The following is a 23,951-nucleotide window of genomic DNA, read 5'->3' as shown; positions in this document are numbered from 1 at the left end:
CTGTTCTGATCGACCGCGCGTTCCTTCGCTCGATTTCCCATCACAACAGGAGACAAAGCATGCAAAGACGTACCCTGATCCAGGCGGCCGGTGCGGCCGCCGCCGGCCTCGTCGCGCCCCGGCTGCGCGCCCAGGCGGGCGACTGGCCGGCCGGCCCGGTGCGCATCATCGTCGGCTTCCCGCCAGGGGGCGGCACCGATGCGCTGGCCCGGGTGGTCGGGCAGAAGCTCTCGCAGATGTGGGGCCAGCAGGTGCTGATCGAGAACAAGGCAGGCGTGGCCGGCGTGCTGGCGGCCGAGTATGTGGCGCAGCAGCCGGCCGACGGCAGCGTGCTGCTGATGGCCCATATCAACAGCCATGCGCTGGCGCCCAGCCTGCAGCCCAAGCTGCGCTACAACATCGAGCGCGACTTCACGCCCATCGTGCTGGTGGGCGTCACGCCCAATCTGCTGATCGCGCACCCGGGCCAGCAGGCCAAGACCGCCAAGGACATCGCCGCGCTGTGCAAGGCCGAGCCCGGCAAGATCAGCTTCGGCTCGGCCGGCAATGGCTCGGCGCAACATCTGGCGCTGGAGCTGTTCAAGCAGCAGGCCAAGGTCGACGCGCTGCACATTCCCTACAAGGGCAGCGGCCCGCTGCTGACCGACATCATGGGCGGCCAGATCCAGTACAGCTTCGAGACGATGACGGCGGCCACGCCCCATGTGAAGAGCGGCAAGGTGATCGCGGTGGCCCAGACCCGCACCAAGCGCGCCAAGGGCCACCCCACCGTGCCCACCATGCAGGAGCAGGGTTTCGAGGGCTTCGAGGCCACCACCTGGTATGGCCTGGCCGGCCCGGGCAAGCTGCCCAAGGCCATCACCGACAAGGTCAACCGCGACGTCAATACCGTGCTGGCCATGCCCGATGTGCAGGAGAAGCTGGACATGTACGGCGCCGAAGACGGCGGCGGTTCGGCCGACAAGTTCAAGCGCTTCATCGAGACCGAGACCGCCAAATGGGGCAAGGTGGTCAAGGACGGCAAGGTGACGATTGATACCTGAGTGTCGGCTGCGGCTAAGACAGGCGCGGCTTTGAGGGCGCGAAGTGGGGCGGGCCATGCCGTGCTCGCTTTTGCATCAGAAAGTCGCGCCACCCTGGAGCGCTGGGCCGGTGATGCCGATACTAGGTCAAGCTATTTTGCCTATGCCGGCATCCGCATCCGCTTTCGCAAGCTCCTGTCGAATGCCGAGGCCGGCACAAAACGCCTGAGCAAGCTGACCGTTGCGGCGTCACGACCAGCGGCGTAGCGCAGTTGCGGCTTCGCAACCGTCGCAGCGGCGACGATCGTCTCGGCCACGACCTCCGGTGGGTCGGCTTTCGCAGTCTCCGCGTTCATCACGGCTTCAGCGTTCGCTCGCGCCAGCGCATAGTGCTCGCTCTTCTGGTCGGCCATCAAAGCCTTGCTCTCGAACGTGGTGCGCGTGTAGCTCGGTTCGACGAGAACGACCCTGATCCCGCTGACTCTGAGTTCGTGGTCGAGCGACTGCGAGTAGCCCTCCACAGCGTGTTTGCTCGACGAGTACAGCGCCATGAAGGGCGCGGGAATCAGGCCCATCACCGAGCTGATGTTGACGATGCGGCCCGACCGCTGCTGGCGCATCGCGGGCAGAACAGCGTTGGTCATGCGAATCACGCCGAAGAGGTTGACATCGAAGACGGACCGGGCCTGTTCGAGCGAAGACTCCTCCGCAGCGCCGATCAAGCCAAGGCCTGCGTTGTTGACCAGCAGATCGATACGGCCGGTCTTGGCAAGCACCTCGCGCACCGCCGCTTCAACCGTCAGGTCGTCGGTCACGTCACAGGCCACATAGTCGATGCCGGGTAACCTCGTCTTCGGGGGCCTGCGGTAGGTCCCGAACACGCGGTAGCCGGCGGCATGCAGCGCGTGGGCGGTCGCCGCACCAATGCCTGCCGTCGCCCCGGTGACAATGGCCACGGGCTGTTGTTTTTGATCTGTTGTCATTGATCTCTCACTTTCCACTTGAATCTGCCAGTGACAGGCTATTGCCAATGCCTGTTTTGGATATCGAATCGAGGTGTCTATCCCTCAAGCGGTGGCCGTCGTCGACGCCGTGGTGGGCACCACGGCCGGGCTGTCGCGCCGGACGCGGAACCACGCGGCGTACAGCGCTGGCACGAAGACCAGGGTCAGCGCCGTGGCGACGATGAGGCCACCCATGATCGAGATGGCCATCGGTCCCCAGAAGACGCTGCGCGACAGCGGGATCATCGCCAGCACTGCGGCGGCGGCCGTCAGCACCACCGGTCGCGAGCGCCGCACCGTGGCGTCGACGATGGCGGTCCACGGAGCGACGCCTCGCCCGATGTCCTGGTCGATCTGGTCGACGAGAATGATCGAATTGCGCATGATCATCCCGCCCAGCGCAATCACGCCCAGCAGCGCGACAAAGCCGAACGGCGCCTGGAACAGCAGCAAGGCCGGCACCACGCCGATCAGCGCCAGCGGGCCGGTCAGGAACACGATGAGCAGGCGCGAGAAACTCTGCAGCTGGATCATCAGCAAGGTCAGCATCACGGCGAACATGACAGGAAACACCGCGAACAAGGCCTTGTTGGCCTTGTCGCTCTCCTCGATGGCACCGCCCTCTTCGATGCGGTACCCCGGCGGCAGGCTGTCGATGATGGCTTGGAGCGACGGCCGGATCTGCGCCGTGGCATGGGGGCCCTGCACGCCATCGACAATATCGCTGCGCACGGTGAGCGCCATGTCGCGGTTGCGCCGCCACAGCACCGGCTCCTCGAAGCCCGGCTCGATGCGCGCCAGCTGCGATAGCGGCACAGTGACACCGCCGCGCGTGAACACCTGCAGGTCGCCCAGACCACCGATGTTCTTGCGTTCCTCGGGCGTCGCCCGCACCACCACGTCGACAAGCTCTTCACCGCGGCGTATCTGCGTGACCGGTGCACCGTCCAGCGTCGTCTGTACCAGGCTCTGAATGTCGGCACTGCTCAGGCCCAGCAGCCTGGCCTTGTCCTGGTCGACATGGACCTGCACCGAGCGGACCTGCTCGTTCCAGTCCAGCTGCGTGTCGCGCACCAAGGGGCTTTCGCGCACTGTGTCGCGCACGCGGTAGGCGATCTCGCGCACCTGCGCCTTGTCAGGCCCGATGACGCGGAACTGGACCGGAAAACCCACCGGCGGGCCGAACTCCAGGCGCTGCACACGCGCCCTGACATCGGGAAAGGCCTCGTCCTTGTCGAAGAGCTCCATCAGGCGAGCCCGCACGCGTTCGCGCTGCTCAATACCGGCCGTCTTGACGACGAACTGGGCAAAGCCTGGATTGGGCAACTCCGGCTGTATCGACAGATAAAAGCGCGGCGTGCCGGCGCCGGTGTAGGCGGTGAAGAACTCGATGTCCGGGTCCTTCGCGAGGAGGGCCTCGAGCCGCTTCACCTGGTGCTCGGTGGCGGCGAACGAGGCGCCCTCGCGCAGCCGCAGATCCACCAGAAGTTCCGGCCGCGAGGCGGTGGGGAAGAACTGCTGCTGCACCTTCAGCATGCCGGCGCCCGCGACAGCGAAGGCCAGCACCGTGAGGGCCAGCACCCAAGCCCGGCGCTGTACCGCCCAGTCCACGACCTTGCGCAGCCGGTGGTAGATGGGCCGATCGTAGACGTCATGGTGGCTGCCGGCTGCCAGGTTCTTTGGCAGCAGCAGCATGCCCAGGTAGGGCGTGAAGACCACGGCGACCAGCCATGACAGGATGAGCGCCACACCCACGATCCAGAAGATGCCGCCCGCATACTGCCCGGCGATCGACTTCGCAAACCCCACCGGCATGAATCCGGCTGCCGTGATCAGCGTGCCGGTGAGCATGGGGAATGCGGTGGACGTGTAGACATAGGTTGCCGCACGCATGCGATCCCAGCCCTGCTCCAGTTTCACCACCATCATCTCCACCGCGATGATGGCGTCGTCGACCAACAATCCGAGCGCGATGATCAGTGCGCCGAGCGAGATGCGGTCAAGATTCCAGCCTGCGGCATACATGACGGCAGCGACCAATCCGAGCACCAGCGGCACCGACGCGGCCACCACGATGCCGGTGCGCCAGCCCAGGAACAAGAACGAGACGGCCAGCACGATGGCCAGCGCCTCAAGAAACACGCGCTCAAACTCCCAGACCGAGTCCGCCACCACACGGGGCTGATCCGCGTACTGCTCGATGTGCACGCCCATCGGCAGCTCCTGACGCAGCTGCGCCAGGAGCTCGTCAAGCGCGCGCCCGAAGTCCAGCACATTGCCATTGGCTTGCATCGTCACGCCGATGGCCAGCACCGGCACGCCGTTGTGGCGGATGGTCATGTTCGGCGGATCCTCGTAACCGGAGCGAACGGTCGCGATGTCGGACAGCCGCAGCAGCTGACCGCCCACCTCTACCGTCACGTTGGCGACGTCCGCAGCGCTGTGCAAACCACCGTCCACCCGGACCTGCACGCGGTCGTGGGTGGCATCGGAAGAACCCGCCGGGGCGACCAGGTTCTGGCGCGCCAGCGCATCGAACACCGCCGTGGGCGGGATGCCCAGCGCCGCCAGCCGCCGCGTGGACAGCTCCACATACACACGCTCGGCCTGCTTGCCCAGCACATCGACCTTGGCCGCACCGGCCACGCCCTGGATGCGCCGCTTCACGTCTTCGGTGATGACGAGCAACTCGGCCATCGAGAGGTCGGGGGCACTCAGGGCGTAGAGCACGCTGTAGCGGTCGTTGTACTCGTCGTTGAAGAAGGGACCACGCACGCCCTCGGGAAACTCCTGGCGCACATCGCCGATCTTCTTGCGCACCTGGTACCAGGCGTTTTCCAGCTCCTCCGTGCTGCTGCCGCCCTTCATCCACAGCGTGATGCCACCGTAGCCCTGGCGCGCGAAGCTGCGCACGTACTCGAAATGATCCAGCTCCTGCAGCCTGCGCTCGATGCGGTTGAGCACCTGGTCCTGCACGTCCTGCGCGGTGGCACCGGGCCACACGACGATGGCTGTCATCTGCGGCACGTCGAAGTTCGGGTCCTCCAGGCGGCCCAGCCGGCTGAAGGACAGGCCGCCGACGATCAGCGTCGCGATCAGCAGAAACAGCACCATCGGCCGGTGCGTGACGGCCCATTCCGAGAGATTGAAGCGTTTCATGAGCTGCTCTTTGTCATCGTGGCCGGGGCGGCCTCGGGTGCGCGCTCGATGGCGCGAACGGCGATGCCGGCATCCAGCTTCTGAGCACCGACACTGACGACACGGCTGCCAAGAGCCAGGCCGGAGACATGCACGGAGGCGTCATCCACGCGCAGCACCTGAACCGGATTGAAGACCAGGCCTGAGCCCTTGGCGTTCAGCACCCAGACGCCTGCCGACCCGCTGGCCTTCACCAGTGCGGTGACCGGCAAGATCGTGGCCGCCGGGCCGGCGGGCTGTCCGGACAGGTTCAGCTGCAGCGTGCTTCCCAGCGGCAGGGCGGCGACGGCGGCACGCGATTGCGGGGCTGCGGCGTAGCGCACGCGAAAAGTCCGGGCCTGCGCGTTGGCCACAGGAGAGAGCTCGCGCAGGACCAGCCGCAGTGCAGGCGTCGTGTCATGCCAGGGCGCGGCCGAGGCAGCGAGCCCGCGTACCCGGCCGACCCATTCCTCCGGCAGGTCGGCGACGATCTCGCGCTCGCCTTCTCGCGCAATCGACAACACCGGCTGGCCTTCGGCCACCACCTGACCGCGCTCGAAGCGCAGCGCGGTGATCACGCCGGCATAGGGCGCGAGCAGCGAGGTGTAGCCTTCCCGATTGCGCGCCAGGTCCAGTTGGCGGCGGGCCTGCTCCAGCCGGGCTGCGGCCGCGTCAGCGCGGGCCTTCTGGCGCTCGTGGTCGGCAGCGCCCACCGAGCCATCGGTCAGCAGGCGGCGCAAGCGGGCCTCGTCGGACGCGGCCTGCTGCGCATCGACCGATGCCGCTTGCACCTGGTCGGCGGCGGCTCTTTCGGCAAGCCGGTAATCGACCGGGTCCAGCCGCGCCAGCGCCTGGCCGGCCTTCACAACGTCGCCCACCTCGACCAGCCGGTCCACGACCTTGCCGCCGGCGCGGAATCCGAGGTCCGTTTCGACACGGGCCCGCACAACGGCGGTGAACGAGCGCGTCTGCGAAGACGCGGCCTGCGTCACGGTGGTCACGAAGACCGGCTTGACGACGGCCACGGGAGCAGCCGGTTCGCTGCAGGCGGCCAGCAGCGCGGCGGCAACGGTCGCGAGCGACACGGCGGGTAAGGTCCTGTTCACTGGGGCATCCTTGCGGCAAGAGAAGAAGTCATGGCGGCGCTGACCTGGCTTGGCGCGAGCCCGCCACCCAGGGCCTTGTAGAGCTGCACCTCGGACAGCAGCTGCTGAAGGCGGCTGTCCGACAGCGCGAGTTCGCTGGACAGCACAGAGCGCTGCACATCCAGCAGCACCAGCAAATCGATCTGTCCTTCGCGTTGCAGCGACTGCGCGCGCTGAAGCGAGCGGCGGCGGTGCTCGACGGTGCGGGCCAACGCGGCGGTGCGCTCGGCTTCCTGAGCACGCATGAGCAGGCTGTCCTCCACCTCCTGCACGGCCACCAGTACTGCCTTCTGCCAGGCCAGCAACGCCTCCTCGGCGCGAGCGGACTGACCACGAATGCCGGCGTCGATGCGGCCGGCGTCGAAGATCGGTGCGGCGAAGGCCAGCGCGACGTTGGAAAAGCGCACCGGGGCGAGATCCAGCGAGTTCAGGCGCAGGTCCTGGCGGCCGACGAGCGCGCTCAGAAAGAGCTTGGGCCACCATTGCGCGCGTGCCTCGGTGCCGCGCAACGTCTGGGCTGCGACAAGCGCCTCGGCGGCGATCAGATCGGGACGGCGCCTCAGCAGTTCGCTGGGCTGGCCGGTGCCGATCTGCCGCGCGGCGGGCCATGCAAAGACATCGATCTGGCGGACGACAAGCGCCGATGGGTTGCGGCCCAGCAGCACGGCCAGTCGTGTCTGCGAAGTGCCGGCCAGCATCCGCAGCGCAGGCACTTGCGCATCGAGCGCGTCGGCCTCGGCACGTGCACGGTCCAGGTCGAAGGCACTGGCCTGGCCTTCTCGGAAACGGCTCTCCACGCGGCTCGCTGTCTCACGCTGAGCCGCTGCCAGGGCTTGCACGATGCGCAGTCGCTCCCCGGCACCGCGCAGCACGAAGTACTGTCGTGCGACTTCGCTAGCCACCAGCAGCCGGGCGCCATTCACGGCAGCGCTTGCGGCGGCAGCATCGGCCTGCGCCGCGTCGCGCGCGGCGCGCACGCCACCGGCCAGGTCGATCTCCCAGGCCAGGTCGACACCGGCACGCAGCGCACGGGTGTCTGGCATGCCTTGCTTCACCGGCGCCGGCAGTCCGCTGTCGCTGCGCGAGGCGGACGCCTGCACGCCCACGGTGGGCCACAGACGAGAGCCCTGGGCATCGTGGCCCGCGCGGGCCTGAGCGACGCGCTGCAGAGAAATCGCCACATCCTGGTTGGCCGTCAAGGCCTCCTCGATCAGCGTCGTCAGCGTCGGATCGCCGTAGCCCGCCCACCATGCGTCATCAAGGCCTTGGGCTGACGCGGCCGCCGGCCCGGCCTGAGCGAATGTGGCGGACAGCGGCATCGGCGGGACCAGGGATTGCAGAGGCACCCCCGAGCAAGCCGACAGGAACGCCAGTGCCGCGACGGCCGGCGTCAGACGGATCCAGCGAGAACCGGCATGAGGGCCGCAGCGCGTGGTGGGCGTTGTCATTGGCTTCATATAATGTACTTACAAGTACACTAAGTGTAGCGAGCTATACTGGACTGTCAAGTACAGAAATTTGCCAATGCCAAAGATCGAGGACGACCTTGCACCAGCGCCGCGTCGCGGCCGACCGCGCGACCCCGAACGCCTGAGGCGCATCATGGAAGCGGCGAGAAGCCACTTTGACGCGCAAGGTTTCGAGCGGGCCAGCGTCGACGCCATCGCCAGCGACGCGGGCGTCTCGAAGATGACCATCTACAGCCACTTCGCTTCGAAGGAAGGTCTGTTCGAGGCGGTGATCCGTGATCGCACCGATCGCGTGATGGGCGGGCTGGCCGGTGTGGAGGCGCTGGACCCGGAGCAGCCCGAGAAGGCGCTGCTGGCCATCGGCGCGCAGTTCCTCACACTGGCGCGCGAGGAAGATGCGCTGGGCCAGTTTCGCTCGCTATACGGCGCCGCCGGAACGCAGCGCGAGGCATGCCTGGCTTTCTACAGGCAAGGGGCCGACAGACTGATCGGCGACCTGGCCGCCTATCTGCGCCGCGCTGACGCGCAGGGCGCGCTGCACATCAGGCACCCGCGTCAGGCGGCCGATCTGTTCCTGTCGATGTTTCTTGGCGATGGCCACATCCGCGGGCTGTTGATCCTCGACATGCCCGACGCGCGCGAGAACAAGGCTCTGCTCCGGGAAGCCGTTCGGGTGTTCATGGCCGCCTACGCCAAGGCGCCGTGACGGGTTGCGCGCCGGCCTGAGCAAGCGTCACCGCTGCGGCTGCAGTCATCCATCCTTCGAGCCCCCCGCATGCGCAAGGCCTCGCGCGCTCGACCTCGCGTTGCTATGCTCAGCACCCATGTCGCCCGAGCACGAACAGCTTCGATCCGCGATCCAGGCGCTGGAGGCCCAGCGCGGCTTGCTGGGCGACGCGGTGGTGGACATGGCGGTGGCGCCGCTCAAGGCCCAGTTGGCCGCACTGCTTGAGCCAGCGCCGCCTGCCGAGGCAGCCCAGACCCTCAGGCAGGTCAGCATCCTGTTCCTGGACGCGGTCGGCTCGACCACGCTCTCCCATCGCCTCGACCCCGAAGCCATCAGCGCCGTGATGGACGATGCCCTGGCGCGTGGCACGGTGATCGTTGAGGCACACCACGGCAAGGTGCTGCAGTACGCCGGCGACAGCATCCTGGCCGCCTTCGGGGCCGAGGAGTCCCACGAGGATGACACCGAACGCGCCGTGCACTGCGGCCTGGCCCTGCTCGAACTCGGCAAGCAGCTCGGCGCCGAAGTCGAGTCCGCCCACGGCCACGCCGGCTTCAACGTCCGCGTGGGCCTGCACACCGGCGCCGTGCTGCTCGGCGGTGGGGTCGATGGCGACGCCAGCATCCGCGGCATTGCCGTCAACATCGCCGCCCGCATGGAGCAGACCGCCCCGGCCGGCGCGCTGCGCATCAGCCACGACAGCTATGCGCAGGTGCGCGGCCTGTTCGATGTCCAGGCGCAGGCGCCGCTGATGGTCAAGGGCGTCGACAGCCCGATCCGGAGCTACCTGGTCAAGAGCGCCAAGCCGCGCAACTTCCGCGTCGGCACGCGCGGCATCGAGGGCGTGGCGACCCGGATGGTCGGCCGCGACGCCGAACTGCAGGCCCTGCAGGCCGCCTTCAAGCGCCTGTTTGCCGAACGCCGGCTGGCTGCGGTGACGGTGGTGGCTGAGGCGGGCGTGGGGAAGAGCCGGCTGCAGCACGAGTTCGAGGCCTGGAGCGAGGAGCAGCCTGAGCGCTTTTATCTGTTCCGCGGCCGCGCAACGCCACAGACCGGGCTGCAGGCCTATGGCTTGCTGCGCGACCTGCTGGCCTGGCGCTTCCAGATCCGCGATGACGACAGCGTGGACCTCGCGCGCCAAAAGATGGAAGACGGCGTGGTGCCGCTCTTTCTGCATGACGACGGCGCTGATCTTGCCGAAGCCCACGCCCACCTGCTGGGCCACCTGATCGGCATCGAGTGGCAGGACAGCCGCCACATCCAGGGCATCGTCGAAGATCCCAAGCAGATCCGCAACCGCGCCTTCCATGCCGCCGCGCAAGTGTTCCGGCGGCTGAGCGCCAGCGACGGCTGCCCTGTCGTGCTGCAGTTGACCGACCTGCATTGGGCCGACGACGAGACCCTCGACTTTCTGGACCACCTGGCCGACGTGAACCGCGACGTGCCGCTGCTGCTGCTGGCCTTCACGCGGCCGACGCTGTTCGAGCGACGCACCGGCGGGCGCAGCAGCGATGGTCAACACCAGCGCATCGACCTGCGTCCGCTCGATCTGCCGACGAGCCGGCTGCTGGCCGAAGAACTGCTGAAGAAACTGCCCGGCATCCCGCCGGGGCTGTCGGACTTGCTCGTCGGGCGCGCCGAAGGCAATCCCTTCTACATGGAGGAGTTGCTGCGGATGCTGATCGACCAGAGCGCCATCCGCACCGGCGAGACCTGGGCCATCGACGCCGAGCGCCTGCTCTCCACCCAGGTGCCATCGACGCTGACGGGTGTGCTGCAGGCGCGCCTGGACGGTCTGCCAGGGCCCGAGAAGCATGCGCTGCAGCAGGCCAGTGTGGTGGGCGCGGTATTCTGGGACCAGGCCCTGGCCGCCGTGGAGGTGGAGGCCGCGCAGCAACTGCCGGCGCTGGCGCGGCGCGCGCTGACCCTGCCGCGCACCGATGCGGTGCTGGAAGGCCTGCGCGCTGACCTGCGTGAATATGCCTTTCGCCACCAGCTGCTGCACCAGGTCACCTACGACACCGTGCTCAAGCGCGCCAGGCGTGAAGGCCACGCCAAGGTGGCGCAGTGGCTGGCGCTGCTGACCGAACGGGGCGGCCTGCGCGCCGGCGACCTGCAAGGCCTGGCGGCCGAACACTTCGAGCAGGCGGGCGACGCGGCCCGGGCCGCCGAGTTCCACGCCCGCGCCGCCGAGCAGGCGGGGCAGCGCTTTGCCCACGAGCGGGTGCTGGCGCACGTGGGCCGGGCGCTGGCACTGCTGGGCCAGGTGCCGCCCGCGACGACGGCCGGTGCCGACGAACTGCGTTGGCGGCTGCTGAGCGTGCGCGAGAAGACGCTGGGCCTGCAGGCCCGCCGGGCCGAGCAGGCCACCGACCTGGACGCGCTGGCCCAGCTGGCCGAGACGCTGGACGACAACCGCCGGCGCGCTCATGCGGCCAGGCGCCGCAGCCTGCGCGCGATGCGCATGGCCGACTGGACAGCCGGCGAGACTGCGGCACGCCAGGCCATGGCCTGTGCAGCAGCGGCCGGCGACGACGGCCCGCGACTGCACGCGCTGCGGCTGCTGGCCTGGGCGCGGGTGAAGCAGCTCGACTTCGAGGGCGGCCGCTCGCTCGCGCTGCAGGGCCTGGCCGAGACGCGCAGCCTGGGGCTGCGCGATGTCGAGGCACCCATACTCAACGTACTGGCCATCGCCGCCGCCACGCAGGGCGACATGCTGGGCTACCTCGCCGCAACACGGCAGAGCCTGCAGATCTACCGCGAGACCGGCGACCGCGTCAACGAAACCATCGGCCTGTCCAACCTGGGCGTGGGCTGGCTGAACCTGGGCGACCTGGCGCAGGCCCAGCGTGACCTGAGTGCGGCGCTGCAACTGCTGCGCGCCGACGGCAACCGCGTGGTCGAAGGCACGACGCTGTGCATGCTGGGCGTGGTGGCGCTGTGGCAGGGCGACGCGGCGGGGGCGCTGGTGCTGGCCGGCGCGGCGCGGGACATCGCGGTGGCGGCGCAGGCGCGCGACGAGGAAATACTGGCCACGCTGCAACTGGCCGCGGCCGAACTGGCGCTGAGCCACGTCACCGCTGCACGAACCTACTACGCCCAGGCGCGCCAGCGGGCGCTGGAGATCGACCACCCGCTGCAACAGGAAGCCAGTGCCGGCTTGACGCGGGTGGCGCTGGTCGAAGGCGACACCGCCGGCGCGCTGGCCGCGCTTCAGCCGGTGCTCGACCATGTGGCCGCCGGCGGCTCGCTGGACCACATCGACGAGCGCCAGGTCGAACTGAGCTGCCACCAGGCCCTGGCCCGCGCCGGCGACCCCCGCGCAGACCACTGGCTGGTCCGCGCCCACGGTGCACTGATGGCCCAGGCCGACGCGATCAGCCGCAACAGCACCGACGCCGCGCTGCGCCAGGGATTCCTGCAGAACATCCCGCACCACCGCGAGATCGTCGCGGCGTGGGCCCAGCGTGATGTGGGGAGTGAAGCGCCTGCGGGGCCGGCGGGCTGAGCGTCGGCATCCAGTCGATCGGGCCGTGCACGGCCGGGAAGGGAAAAGCATGGCGGAACGGAAGATGGCGACCCAGTGGGCCGCGGCGCTCGGCGAGCACGTTCGTGCGCTGCTGCGTGACCTGCTGGCCGGTCTGGTCGGCTCGGTGGCGCTGGTTGCGAACGTGGTCTCGTTCGCGGCACTGATGTTCCCCGGCGCACTGTCTCCCGGCGCGCCGGTGGCCGTCTGGGCGATGCTCGTGGGCGGCGGCATCACCGGCATCTGGCTCGCGTGGCGCACTTCGCTGCCGCCGACGGCTGCCGTCATCGACTCCGCCACCGGCGCGGTGCTGGTGCTCTTGTCGGCCAGTGCCGGTGCGGCCGTGCTGGCGGCCGGCGGCAGCCCGCAGACGGCTGTGAACGCGGTACTGCTGCTGTTCACGGCGACCACCCTGCTGACCGGCGCCCTGCTGCTCGCGCTTGGGCTGCTGCGCTGGGGGCACTACATGCGCTTCGTGCCCTCGTTTGTCGTCGCGGGCTTTCTTGCGGCCACCGGCTGTCTGCTGCTCGCGGGCGGGGTGCGCATGAGCAGCGGCCATGCGATGAGCGAGCTGTTCGCGCCCTGGAGCGGCGGGCAGCTCGCCCGACTGGCCTGCGCTGCGGCAATGTTAAGCCTGATGCTGGCGCTGCGGCGCTGGGTCCGTTCGGGGCTGGCGATGCCGATGGCCTTGCTCGCTGTGACGGCCGCCGGCCACCTGCTCCTGCATCGGAACGGGCTCGCGAGCGCCGGGTCCGGCTGGTACCTGCCCTCGCCGGGTGCACTGGTGTCCTGGTCGCCGCTCGACGCCGCGCGCTCGGTCGCCGTGCCCTGGGCCCTGCTCGCGGGCTTCGTGCCGGAACTCGCGGCCGCGGCCGTCGTGGCACTCGTCTCCATCGTCACCAAGACCGCGACGCTCGAATCGATGCGCAAGACCACCGGCGATCTCGACTGCGAGCTGCGTGAACATGGCGTCGCGACCCTGGCCGCCGCACCCCTCGGCGGTATCGCGGCCTGCGTGCAGCTCGGATCGAGCCGCCTGCTCGAACAGGCGGGCGGTGCGGCAAGACGCAGCGGCGTCTTCTGCGGAGCGATCCTGCTGCTGGTGGGGCTGACGCACGCGGACGTCCCGGCACTGGTCCCGCTGCCGGTCGTGGCCGGCCTGATGCTCTACCTCGGCTGGAATCTGCTGGTCGAGGCCCTTGCGCGGCTGCTGGCCCAGCGTGCCTGGCTCGATCTGCTGCTGTCGGTGTCCATCGCCGCGGCCTGCGTGCGCTACGGCTACCTCGCCGGCGTGATCGGCGGCGTGGTGGGTGCCTGCCTGCTGTTCGCGGCGAGTTGTGCGCGTACCGGCGTCGTGCGCCAGCACCTGTCGCGCGCCCAGTTCACCGGCAATGTCAGCCGCACGGCGGCGGACGAGCGCTATCTCGCGGACCATGGCGAGCGCATTCAGATCTACTGGCTGGCCGGCCATGTGTTCTTCGGTTCCGGCGAGGGGCTCTTCGAGCGCGTGCGCCGCGACCTCGACGCACGTGCCCCGCTGCCGGTCAGCCACGTGCTGCTCGACTTCGGTCTGGTGACCGGCGTGGATGCGTCGGCCGTGGTGAGCCTGAGCAAGCTGCGCAATCACTGCGACAAGCGAGGCACGGTGCTGCTGCTCGCGGCCATGGCGCCGGCCGTCGCGCGTGCACTCGGGCGCAACGGCAGCGTCGCCGCCCCCCAGGGCGGGCCGCCGCCGTTCGCCGATCTCAACACCGCGCTCGCCTGGTGCGAGGAGCGCGTGCTGGAGCGCGCGGGCCGTGCGCCCGACGCCGGCGAGGACGGATTCGAGGCGTGGCTGCAATCGCAGCTCGGACCCAGCGTGTCTGCGGAAGACTTCATCGCCTACCTGGAACGACACGAGGTTGCCAGCTCCCAGGTCTTGTACGCCCAAGGCGACGACTCGGACGAGATCGACCTCGTGGCAGCCGGCCGGCTCGTGGTCGACGTGACCGATGCCAACACCGGCCGCACCGTGCGCACCCGGGTTGTGACCACCTGCTCGGTGGTCGGCGAGATGGGCTTCTTCCGTGGCGTGCCGCGGTCGGCCACCGTGTCGACCGAAGGCCCGGCGAGCCGCTACACGCTCACACGCGCAGCCTACGAACGCATGCGGCGGGAGCGACCTGCCGTGGCGATCGCGTTCGACACCTTCCTGCTGCGCACACTGTCCGACCGGATCAATGTGGCCGATCGCATGGTCGCGGCGCTGGCGCGCTGAGTGGGCGCGCTATGTTTTGCGGCGCCGGTCAGTCGTTGAGCACATGCCTCGTCGGGTCGATCACCGCCAGATGACGAACCCGCAAGCCCCCCTTGCAGGGCGCACCAGGTCTGAGGCCTGGCCCTTCGCCAGGCACAGAAATCCTCAAGACTTCCTGTGTACGGACTCAGCCTCGTAGACGATGTGCAAGACCTGGCCCCGGCTGAGCAGCTTGCGAAGCGCTTTGTCCAGCGATGCCAGGTCGCCCTTGATACAGCCGATGTGGCGCAGTTCACCGTCACGCGGCGCCTGCCCGACGGCGATGTCGATACTGTCCTTGTGAACGTCCAATCCGACGAACAAGATGCTGTTAGATTTGCTCTCCATGGCCCGACTCCTCGCAAACTTGCAACGCCCCGGCGGCCCGTCCGCCGGGTGCCTTGGTGTAGCTATGCAGGCCCAGTGCCTGCAACCTACGGCATCGCAGGAGTCGGAGCGCTCGGCGTCACGAAGCCATCTTGTCTAGCGCTCATCATGCTCACCTGCTACATGTGTGAGAAGCCCGCAAACACGACGGAGCATGCGCCGCCGAAGTGCATCTTTCCCGAGAGCAAGGACGTTGCGGTCGGCTTGAACTATCGGAAGAACTTGATCACTGTGCCGTCGTGTGACGAGCACAACACCGCTAAGTCCCGCGACGATGAATACCTCTTGCACGTCCTAGCAGCATCAATCACCTCAAGTCCAACGGGACTCACGCAGTTTCTGACTAAGGTCCGTCGCTCGTTGGAGCGCAATCCGAGCCTGGTCAATTCACTGATGCCTGGTGATACGCCAGTCATGCGCCATGTGCCTCACAAGGCAACGCTTGAAGAGGCATTCCCAATTGTCGCCAACGGCGAGCGAATTGATCGCGTCGTCTCTCATTGCGCTCGTGCACTCTACTTTCACGAGACGAGCACCAAATTCGCCGGCCGCGTGAAAGTCATTGCACCGTTCATGTCATATGGCCTTGCCACCTTCGACAATGCGGTCAGCGGGGCGCTTGCCTTGGCGAAAGCATTCTTGGCTGACACTGCTGCGAGAGGAGAGAATCCCGAAGTGTTCTCCTACAAGTTCGCAAGGGGCCCACAAACAGCGGTAATGCTGCTTTCCTTCTATGGTGGCACGGAGTTCTTGGTGCAATTTGATGAGCGCTAACAAGTCCGCCAACGGGACGCCAAACTGAATCGTCCCCGGTCTCCGAGGAGGCCCGTTACTTGAAGTCCGGCGGCGATTTCAACAATGCGAAGGTACTCAGCAGAGGATCGATTAGCGTCTATCGCCCGCCTGCCGCCTACTCAGCAGGGCAACCGCAAAAGCTCAAAGTTCCCCCGCCCACTGGCCGCAGTGATCAGCCCCAGCACCCGGGCCGGCTCGTTGCCGCAGTCGATGCCCAGCATGGCCCAGCTGAAGCGCCAGCCCCAGTTGCCGCCCAGCACGCCGGGCACATTCATGCGGTGCTCGCTGCCCAGGCCCAGCACGTCCTGCAGCGGGAATACCGCGATGTTCGCGACCGAGTTGCTGCAGGCGCGGATCATGGCCCAGTGCACATCGTGGTCGCCACAGGGCAGGTAGGAGCCGGCGAAGGCGCGCTCGCGCGGGCCGGCCTGGCCCCACCAGCCGCGCACGGTGTCGTTGTCGTGCGTGCCGGTGTAAGCGACGCTGTCGCGCGGCCACATATGGGGCAGGAATTCGTGGCTGCCGTCGCCGCCAAAGCCGAACTGCAGGATCTTCATGCCGGGGAAGCCGCAGCTCTCGCGCAGTTCGTGCACATCGTCGGTGATGAAGCCCAGGTCCTCGGCGACGATGGGCAGCTTGCCCAGCGATTTCTCGATGGCCTCGAACAAGGCTCGGCCGGGCCCCGTGACCCAACGGCCCTGCTGCGCATTGGGGCTGGCAGCCGGGATCTCGTAATAGCCGGCGAAACCGCGGAAATGGTCGATGCGGAACACATCGGCCTGGCTCAGCGCGCGCTTGACGCGTGCGGTCCACCAGGCGTAGTCCTCGGCCGCCATGCGCTCCCAGCGATACAGCGGATTGCCCCAGCGCTGGCCCTCGGCCGACATCGCATCGGGCGGCACGCCGGCCACCACCGTGGTCTGGAACTGCTCGTCCAGATGGTAGAGATCGGGGCGCGACCAGCAGTCGGCGCTGTCGTGCGCGACGAAGATGGGCAGATCGCCCATCAGGTGCACGCCGCGCGTGTTGGCATAGGCTTTCAGCGCGGCGCTCTGCGTATCGAAGCACCATTGCACGAACTGCCAGAAGGCGAACTCCTCGGCATGGGTCTGGCGCGCCGCCGCCAGCGCGGCGGGCTCGCGACGGGCCAGCGGCGCCGGCCAGGCCCACCAGGGCTGGCCATTGAGCGGCGAGCGTATCGCCATGAAGAGCGCGTAGTCGTCCAGCCAGCTGCGCTCGGCCTCACACCATTGCGCGAAGTCACGACGGTCGGCGGCGCTGGCGCGGGCGACGAAGCCGGCCGCTGCGGCGCGCAGCTGCTGCTCGCGCCAAGGCAGGACGCGAGCGTACTGCAGCTGCAAGGGATCGAAGTCCGGCACATCAGGCTGCGCCAGCCAGCCCTTCTCGATCAGTGGCTCCAGCGCCACCAGCCAGGGGTTGCCGGCAAAGGCCGAGACGCCTTGGTAGGGGCTGTCGCCCGGGCCTATCGGTGTGGTCGGCAGCAGCTGCCACAGACGCTGGCCGGCGCTGGCCAGCCAGTCGACAAAGCGGTAGGCGGCCGGGCCGAAATCGCCGGCACCGTGCGGGCCGGGCAAGGAGGTCGGGTGCAGCAGCACGCCGGCAATGCGTTGGTTCAGGTCCATTTTTTTCTTTCTCTCACTCTCTCAGACGGCGTGCAGCAGAAGCAGGCTGCGCGCGGGTACGTTCAGGGGCAGGCTCACCGACTGCGAGTTGGGGCTCAGCTCGCCGCTGCTGTCCAGCAGCAGTTGCCAGGGCCCCTGGGCCAGCGTGAAGGGCAGCGGCTGCGTCTCGGGATTGAACACCAGGGCCAGGGCTTGCGCGCGGTCATCAGGGCAGTGCAGCTGGCAGGCGAAGGCCGCGCTGCCGCCCTCATGCCAGTCATGGACCTGCATCTCGGCACCGCCCGGCGTGAACCAGGCAACGCTGGCGTCGCCGCTGCCGCCCGGCGGCGGAACAAACCAGCGGCCGTGGCGCAGCAAGGCGTGCTCGCGACGCAGGCGCAAGACCTGGCCCACAAAGGCGGCCAGGTCCGCATCGGCGGCCGCCCAGTCCAGCCAGCCGGTGGCGTTGTCCTGGCAGTAGGCGTTGCTATTGCCGCCCTGGCTGTTGGCGATCTCGTCGCCGGCATTCAGCATCGGCGTGCCCTGGGCCAGCAGCAGGCTGGCCAGCATCGCGCGGCGCACGCGCTCGCGGGTGGCGCGGATCGCCGCATCCTCGCTCGCCCCCTCGACGCCGAAATTGGCGCTGAGTTCGCCGTCGCGGCCGTCGCGGTTGTCTTCGCCATTGGCCTCGTTGTGCTTGTGCGAGTAGCTGACCACATCATGGAGCGTGTAGCCGTCATGCACCGCGACGAAATTCACCGAGGCGGTGGGCCGGCGCTGGCCATGGTGGAAGAACAAGTCGCTGGAGCCGGTGAAGCGGCGCGCGAACTCGCCGCGGCCCACCCAGCCCCCTTGCAACTCGCTCTGCAGCCAATAGCCGCGCACCGCATCGCGGAACTTGTCATTCCATTCGAGGAAGCGGCCCGGGAAGCGGCCGAGCTGGTAACCGTCGGGTGCGGCATCCCAAGGTTCAGCGATCAGGTGCACCGCGCTCAGCACCGGATCCTGGCGCAGCGCGGTGAAGAAGGCGGCCTGTGGCTCGAAGGCCCCGCGCTCGACGCGGCCCAGCACCGGTGCCAGGTCGAAGCGAAAGCCATCGACGCCCATCTCCTCGACCCAGAAGCGCAGCGAGTCCAGCACCAACTGGGTCACGCGCGGATGTTGCGCATTGAGCGTGTTGCCACAGCCGGTCAGGTTTTCGCTGCGGCTCTTGTCATCGGCCACCAGGCGGTAGTAGCTCTTGTTGTCCAGGCCACGGAAGGACAGCGTCGGGCCGAACTCATTGCCCTCGGGCGTGTGGTTGTAGACCACGTCCAGCACCACTTCCAGCCCGGCCTCATGCAGGGCCGCGACCATTGCGCGGAACTCGGCCGCCACCGCGCCGGGATCGTCACGGTGCGCCGCCTGGGCCAGGCGCGGGTCGGGGCAGAAGAAGCCCAGGGTGTTGTAGCCCCAGTAGTTGTGCAGGCCCTTGTCGGCCAGATGCGGTTCGTCGATGGCGTACTGCACCGGCAGCAGGCTCAGCGTGGTGACGCCCAGGGCCTTGAAATGGGCGATGGCGGCCGGATGGGCCAGGCCGGCATACGTGCCTTGCAGTCCGGCCGGGATCTCCGGATGCTGCTTGGAGAAGCCTTTGACATGGACCTCGTACAGCACCGCGTCGGCGAGAGCAATCCTCGGCGCGGACTTGCGAGGCGAGTCCGTGACGGGCGCCGGCACGCGCGCCTTCAGCGCATGCAGCGCGTTGTCCCGCGCATCGAAGGCTCGGGCGCCGTCCGGATGGCCCAGCGGATAGCCATGGTGCTCGGCGCGCCAGCCGAACTGGCCGACGATTTCGCGCGCATAGGGGTCCAGCAGCAGCTTGTGGGCATTGAAGCGGTGACCGGCCTCGGGCTCGTAAGGACCATGCGCGCGCAGGCCGTAGACAAGACCTGGCCCCAGGCCCGGCAGAAAGCCGTGGAACACGCCGTCGTGCGGGCCGTGCAAGGCATAGCGGCGCAGCTCGCGCTGGCCGCCGGCATCGAAGAGGCAAAGCTCGATGCTGCGCGCATGCTCGGAGAACACCGCGATATTGATCCCGCCGTCGCGGGCCAGCGCGCCCAGCGGTTCGTGGCGGCCTTCTTGCAGGGCGGAGGGCAGGTCGGTCATTTCAGTCGGGAACCAGAAAGAGTGTGGCCAGTGGCGGCAGGCTCAGGGAGATGGTGCCATCGGCAGCGGCTGCCAGCGCCAGGCCCAGATTACCGACGTTGCTGCCACCATAGATCTCGGCATCGGTATTGAGCAGCTCGCGCCAGGCCTTGGTCGTCGACGCTGTACCGGCCGGCACCGGCAGGCGGTAGCCCGGGCGCGGCACCGGCGTGAAGTTGCTGACGACGATCACCGCCCTGCCCTGCCCGTTTTTCCGATCCAAGCGCGCCCAGGCCAGCACCGACTGCTCGCGATCCTCGGCCTGCAGCCACTGGAAGCCGCTCGCCTCGCAGTCCAGCCTATGCAAGGCCGGCTCGGCACGGTACAGGGTGTTCAGGTCGCGCACCAGGCGCTGCACGCCGGCATGGCGAGCGTCCTGCAGCAGGGCCCAGGGCAGCTCGGCCTCATGGTTCCATTCGTCCGGCTGGGCGAACTCCTGGCCCATGAAGATCAGCTTCTTGCCCGGGTGGCCCCACATAAAGCCGTAGTAGGCACGCAGATTGGCAAAGCGCTGCCAGTCATCCCCCGGCATCTTGCCCAGCATCGATCCCTTGCCATGCACGACCTCGTCATGCGAGAGCGGCAGCACGAAGTTCTCGCTGAAGCCGTAGACCAGGCCGAAGGTAAGCTTGTCGTGGTGCCAGCGGCGGTGGATAGCGTCCTCGCGCATATAGGCCAGCGTGTCGTTCATCCAGCCCATATTCCATTTGTAGTGGAAGCCCAGGCCGCCGGCATCCGTGGGCGCGCTGACGCCGGGAAAACTGGTCGATTCCTCGGCCACGCTGATGGCGCCGGGCGCCTTGGCGCCCAAGGTCTCGTTGATGCGCTTGAGCAGCGAGATCGCCTCCAGGTTTTCGCGCCCGCCCTGTACGTTCGGCGTCCATTCGCCGCTGGGCCGCGAGTAGTCGCGGTAAAGCATCGAGGCCACCGCATCGACGCGCAGCCCGTCGACGCCCCAGCACTCGGCCCAGTACAGCGCGCTGCCGGCCAGGAACTGGCGCACCCCGGGTTTGCCGAAATCGGGGATCAGCGTGTTCCAGTCGCGATGAAAGCCCTCGCGCGGATCGGCGTACTCATACAGCGGCGTGCCGTCGAACTGCGCCAGGCCATGGGCATCGGCCGGGAAGTGCGCCGGCACCCAGTCCAAGAGCAAGCCCAGGCCGCGCGCATGGCAGGCCGCGACAAAGCGCGCAAAGCCCTCGGGCGGACCGAAGCGCGCGCTCGGCGCATACAGGCCCAGGGTCTGGTAGCCCCAGGAGCCGTCGAAGGGGAATTCGGTGATGGGCAGCAGCTCGATGTGCGTGAAGCCCAGATCGGCGGCATAGGCCGGCAGCGTCGCGGCCAGCTCGTCCCAGCTGGGAAACTGGCCCGCGCCACGCCGCCACGATGACAGATGCACCTCGTAGATGGAGATCGCCGCATCACGCCGGTTGGCGGCCAAACGGGTCGGGGTCGGGCTCGGGGCCAGGTGGTCAGGCACCGGCCCGGCCACGATGCTGGCGCTCTCGGGCCGCAGCTGGGCGGCGCGCGCATAGGGATCGGCCTTCAGCGGCAGCAGGCGACCGTCCGGGCCTTCCAGCTCGTATTTGTAGAAGTCGCCGGGCTTGGCACCCGGCACGAAGCCGATCCAGACACCGGATTCGGCGTGCAGTTCCAGCGGATGCTGGCGCCCGTCCCAGTGGTTGAAATCGCCCACCACGCTGACTCTGCCTGCATGCGGCGCCCAGACGGCAAAGCGAACGCCGGCCTGGCGCCGGTGCTTCAGCGCATGGGCGCCCAGCACCCGGTAGGGTCGCGGGTGCTCGCCCCGGGCCAGCAGGGCCAGGTCCGCGGCGGCGAGCAGCGGGGTGGACATCAGCTCAGACTCTTGACGGACCAGACCCGCTCCACATAGTCGGCAATCGTGCGGTCCGACGAGAACCAGCCCATGCCGGCGATGTTCAAGAGCGCCTGGCGGGCCCAGGCCTCGGGCTGCTGGAACAGCGCATCGACCCGGGCCTGCGCGGCCACATAGTCGGCAAAGTCGGCCATCAGCAGATAGCCGTCGCGGCCCAGCAGCTTGTCGACCAGGGCACGGTAGCGGCTCGCATCGCCGCCGAACTCGCCGCGCGCGATCGCATCGACGACCTGCTTCAACTGCAGGTTCTGCTCGACGTACAGGCGCGGGTCATAGCCCAGTGCCTTGATCTGGGCCACGCCTTCGGTGCGCAGGCCGAAGGTGAACATATTCTCCACGCCAAAAGCCTCGGCCATCTCGATATTGGCGCCGTCCCAGGTGCCTATGGTCAGCGCGCCATTGAGCGCGAACTTCAGATTGCCGGTGCCCGAGGCCTCGGTGCCGGCGGTGGAGATCTGCTCGCTGAGATCGGCCGCCGGGATGATGGTCTCGGCCAGGCTGACGCTGTAGTTGGGCAGAAAGACCAGCTTGAGCTTGTCGCCGACGCGCGGGTCGCTGTTGACGACACGGCCGACATCATGGGCCAGCTGGATGATGGACTTGGCCGCGACATAGGCGGAGGCGGCCTTGCCGGCGATCACCACGGTGCGCGGCACCCATCCCTTTCCATCCGGGGCATCCGGGTTCGCGACGATGGCCTGGTAGCGGCTGATCACATGCAGGATGTTGAGCAGCTGGCGCTTGTACTCGTGGATGCGCTTGATCTGCACATCGAAGAGGCTGTCCGGATTGACGGTGATGCCCAGCTCGCGGCGGATCAAGGCCGCCAGCCTGTCCTTGTTGGCCCGTTTGACGGCCATCAGCTCGCGACCCAGGCCCGCATCGGCGGCCAGGGGCTTGAGCTGGGCGAGGTGCGCGAGGTCCTGGCGCCAGGCCGTGCCGATGCGGCCGTCGATCAGGCTTGAGAGCGCCGGGTTGGCCTGCTGCAGCCAGCGGCGCGGCGTCACGCCATTGGTGACGTTGTGGAAGCGGCCCGGGAAGATCTTCGCGTAGTCGGCAAAGATGGTCTGCACCATCAGCTCGGAATGCAGGGCCGCGACGCCGTTGACCTTGTGCGAGGCCACGATGGCCAGCGCGGCCATGCGAACACGGCGTTCGCCGCCGGCGCCTTCGTCGATCAGCGAGACGCGGCCCGGCAGGGCCTCGTCGCCCGGAAAGCGCGCCCTGACCTCGGCCAGGAAGCGATGGTTGATCTCGTAGATGATCTCGAGATGGCGCGGCAGCAATGCCTCGAACATGCGCACACCCCAGGTCTCCAGCGCCTCGGGCATCAAGGTGTGGTTGGTGTAGGAGACCGCCTGGCGCGTGATCGCCCAGGCTTCGTCCCAGCTCAGGCCGTGCTCGTCCAGCAGCAGGCGCATCAGCTCGGCCGGGGCCAGTGCCGGATGGGTGTCGTTCAGATGGACGGCATTGAGCTGGCCCAGACTGCCTAGATCACCGAACTCCCGCAGATGGCGTGCGATCAGGTCCTGCAGCGAGGCGCTGACCAGGAAGGCCTCCTGCTTCAGGCGCAGGATGCGGCCGGCCTCGGTGCTGTCGTCGGGGTAGAGCACCCAGTTCAGCGCGTCGGCGGCGACGCGGTGCTCGGCCGCGCGGGCATGGTCACCCTGGCAGAAGGCCGCGAAGTCGATCGGATCGGCGGCCGTCGCATGCCACTGGCGCAAGGTCGAGACGCGCTCGCTGTGGTGGGCCGGCACGATGAAGTCATAGCCTTCGGCGACCATGCGTTCGGCGGGCAGCCAGCGGCGCGCACCACCCTCCTCCACAACGACCCGGCCGCCGAAGCCGACCGGATAGCGCAGTTCGGGACGGTGGACTTCCCAGGGGTTGCCGGCGCGCATCCAGTCGTCCGGTGCCTCGACCTGGCGGCCACCCTGGATGGCCTGGGCAAACATGCCGTACTGGTAGCGCAGGCCGTAACCAAAGGACGGCAGGCCTGCTTCAGCGAAGGAATCCAGGAAGCAGGCCGCCAAGCGGCCGAGGCCGCCATTGCCCAGGGCCGCGTCGGGCTCGCGCTCCAGCACATCGGGCAAGGCCTGACCCTGGGTCAGGAAGGCCTCGCGCACCGTGTCATCCAGGCCCAGCGCGGCCAGCGCGTTAGACAGGGCCCGACCCATCAGGAACTCCATCGACAGATAGTGGACCCGGCGCACCGGCGCGCCGGCGCCGCGCCGCGCATCGGCCGCCTGGGTCGCGGCCCAGCGCTGCGCCAGCAGTTCGCGGCATGCCGCGGCGGCGGCGCGCAAGAGCATGTCGGAAGAGGCCTGCCGGCAGCTGCCCTCCGACGATTGGTCGAGCTGGTGCTGGACGGCGGTCTTGAATGCGGTCTGGAGAGCGTCTGTCTTCATGGGCGAGGCGGCCGGACGGTGGCCAAGTTGAGCGCTGGCGGTCATAGGGGTGTTCATCAATGCGGGGCCCGGTGGCCGGGGCAAGAATGCCGCATGAGCAAGAAAAGCAAGGCTCAGCGGCGGCGTTGGCCAAAGTATCGTCTAGCCCTCGCTGTTTGTGTAGTTTGACTACATCGGGAAATCCCTAATTCGCACATAAGCCATTGATTTTACTTGAGTCAATGATTCGAACTGCGGGCAACTTCCGTTGTATGACTACATTTTCGCCTGTATATTCTCTACAAATCCAACCCTGAGAGACAAGCCGTGC

General features: G+C 68.0%; 14 protein-coding genes. 5 read left to right on the top strand and 9 right to left on the bottom strand.

The window, feature by feature from the left end; translation table 11 throughout:
- The first annotated feature begins 59 nt into the window (after positions 1–59).
- Complete coding sequence (locus PO768_RS02385) at positions 60–1,043, top strand: tripartite tricarboxylate transporter substrate binding protein (RefSeq protein ID WP_137942354.1); 984 nt, start codon at positions 60–62, stop codon at positions 1,041–1,043.
- Between the two features lie 140 nt (positions 1,044–1,183).
- Here PO768_RS02385 and PO768_RS02380 read toward each other — a convergent pair whose 3' ends face one another.
- The 4 genes from PO768_RS02380 to PO768_RS02365 all read right to left on the bottom strand — a co-directional run bounded on the left by PO768_RS02380 (position 1,184) and on the right by PO768_RS02365 (position 7,796).
- Positions 1,184–2,005 carry an oxidoreductase gene (locus PO768_RS02380; RefSeq protein ID WP_272644741.1) on the bottom strand — a complete coding sequence of 274 codons (822 nt, stop codon included), beginning with the start codon at positions 2,003–2,005 and terminating at the stop codon, positions 1,184–1,186.
- 84 nt (positions 2,006–2,089) lie between these two features.
- Positions 2,090–5,185, bottom strand: coding sequence for an efflux RND transporter permease subunit (locus PO768_RS02375; RefSeq protein WP_272644740.1), 3,096 nt, complete (start codon positions 5,183–5,185; stop codon positions 2,090–2,092).
- Positions 5,182–6,288: an efflux RND transporter periplasmic adaptor subunit gene (locus PO768_RS02370; protein WP_272644739.1), complete on the bottom strand. Its 1,107-nt coding sequence runs from the start codon at positions 6,286–6,288 to the stop codon at positions 5,182–5,184. Before PO768_RS02370 ends, PO768_RS02375 begins: the two co-directional genes overlap by 4 nt.
- A 17-nt stretch (positions 6,289–6,305) precedes the next feature.
- Entirely contained in the window at positions 6,306–7,796 is a 1,491-nt protein-coding gene (locus PO768_RS02365) for an efflux transporter outer membrane subunit (protein ID WP_272644738.1), read from the bottom strand.
- A gap of 76 nt (positions 7,797–7,872) precedes the next feature.
- On the opposite strand from PO768_RS02365, the gene PO768_RS02360 reads away from it, so the two are divergent.
- The 3 genes from PO768_RS02360 (at position 7,873) to PO768_RS02350 (ending at position 14,327) form a co-directional block, all read left to right on the top strand.
- Positions 7,873–8,523 carry a TetR/AcrR family transcriptional regulator gene (locus PO768_RS02360; RefSeq protein ID WP_269840798.1) on the top strand — a complete coding sequence of 217 codons (651 nt, stop codon included), beginning with the start codon at positions 7,873–7,875 and terminating at the stop codon, positions 8,521–8,523.
- Between the two features lie 118 nt (positions 8,524–8,641).
- A complete protein-coding gene (locus tag PO768_RS02355; protein ID WP_272644737.1) occupies positions 8,642–12,052 on the top strand; it encodes an ATP-binding protein in 3,411 nt (1,136 codons plus the stop codon).
- A 49-nt stretch (positions 12,053–12,101) separates the two neighbouring features.
- Positions 12,102–14,327 carry a SulP family inorganic anion transporter gene (locus tag PO768_RS02350; protein WP_272644736.1) on the top strand — a complete coding sequence of 742 codons (2,226 nt, stop codon included), beginning with the start codon at positions 12,102–12,104 and terminating at the stop codon, positions 14,325–14,327.
- A 144-nt stretch (positions 14,328–14,471) separates the two neighbouring features.
- On the opposite strand, the gene PO768_RS02345 is transcribed toward PO768_RS02350, so the two are convergent.
- Positions 14,472–14,693, bottom strand: coding sequence for a hypothetical protein (locus PO768_RS02345; RefSeq protein WP_272644735.1), 222 nt, complete (start codon positions 14,691–14,693; stop codon positions 14,472–14,474).
- 147 nt (positions 14,694–14,840) lie between these two features.
- Between PO768_RS02345 and PO768_RS02340 the strand changes: the two genes are divergently transcribed.
- Complete coding sequence (locus PO768_RS02340) at positions 14,841–15,506, top strand: hypothetical protein (RefSeq protein WP_272644734.1); 666 nt, start codon at positions 14,841–14,843, stop codon at positions 15,504–15,506.
- A 140-nt stretch (positions 15,507–15,646) separates the two neighbouring features.
- On the opposite strand, the gene malQ is transcribed toward PO768_RS02340, so the two are convergent.
- The 4 genes from malQ to PO768_RS02320 are packed head-to-tail and all read right to left on the bottom strand — an operon-like array spanning position 15,647 to position 23,641.
- Positions 15,647–17,170 carry a 4-alpha-glucanotransferase gene (gene malQ / locus PO768_RS02335; protein WP_272644733.1) on the bottom strand — a complete coding sequence of 508 codons (1,524 nt, stop codon included), beginning with the start codon at positions 17,168–17,170 and terminating at the stop codon, positions 15,647–15,649.
- 21 nt (positions 17,171–17,191) lie between these two features.
- Positions 17,192–19,297 (bottom strand): glycogen debranching protein GlgX, encoded by a 2,106-nt coding sequence (glgX, locus tag PO768_RS02330; RefSeq protein ID WP_272644732.1) that lies wholly within the window; start codon positions 19,295–19,297, stop codon positions 17,192–17,194.
- A 1-nt stretch (position 19,298) separates the two neighbouring features.
- Positions 19,299–21,191, bottom strand: a complete 1,893-nt coding sequence (gene glgB / locus PO768_RS02325) for a 1,4-alpha-glucan branching protein GlgB (protein WP_272644731.1) — start codon at positions 21,189–21,191, stop codon at positions 19,299–19,301.
- Entirely contained in the window at positions 21,191–23,641 is a 2,451-nt protein-coding gene (locus PO768_RS02320; protein WP_272644730.1) for a glycogen/starch/alpha-glucan phosphorylase, read from the bottom strand. Before PO768_RS02320 ends, glgB begins: the two co-directional genes overlap by 1 nt.
- Between the last annotated feature and the right edge of the window lie 310 nt (positions 23,642–23,951).

Origin of the sequence: Paucibacter sp. XJ19-41, assembly GCF_028462495.1 — a bacterium.
GTDB lineage: Bacteria > Pseudomonadota > Gammaproteobacteria > Burkholderiales > Burkholderiaceae_C > Roseateles_E.
The sequence above is the reverse complement of the archived record's forward strand: the minus strand, read 5'-3'. Positions and strand labels throughout refer to the sequence as shown.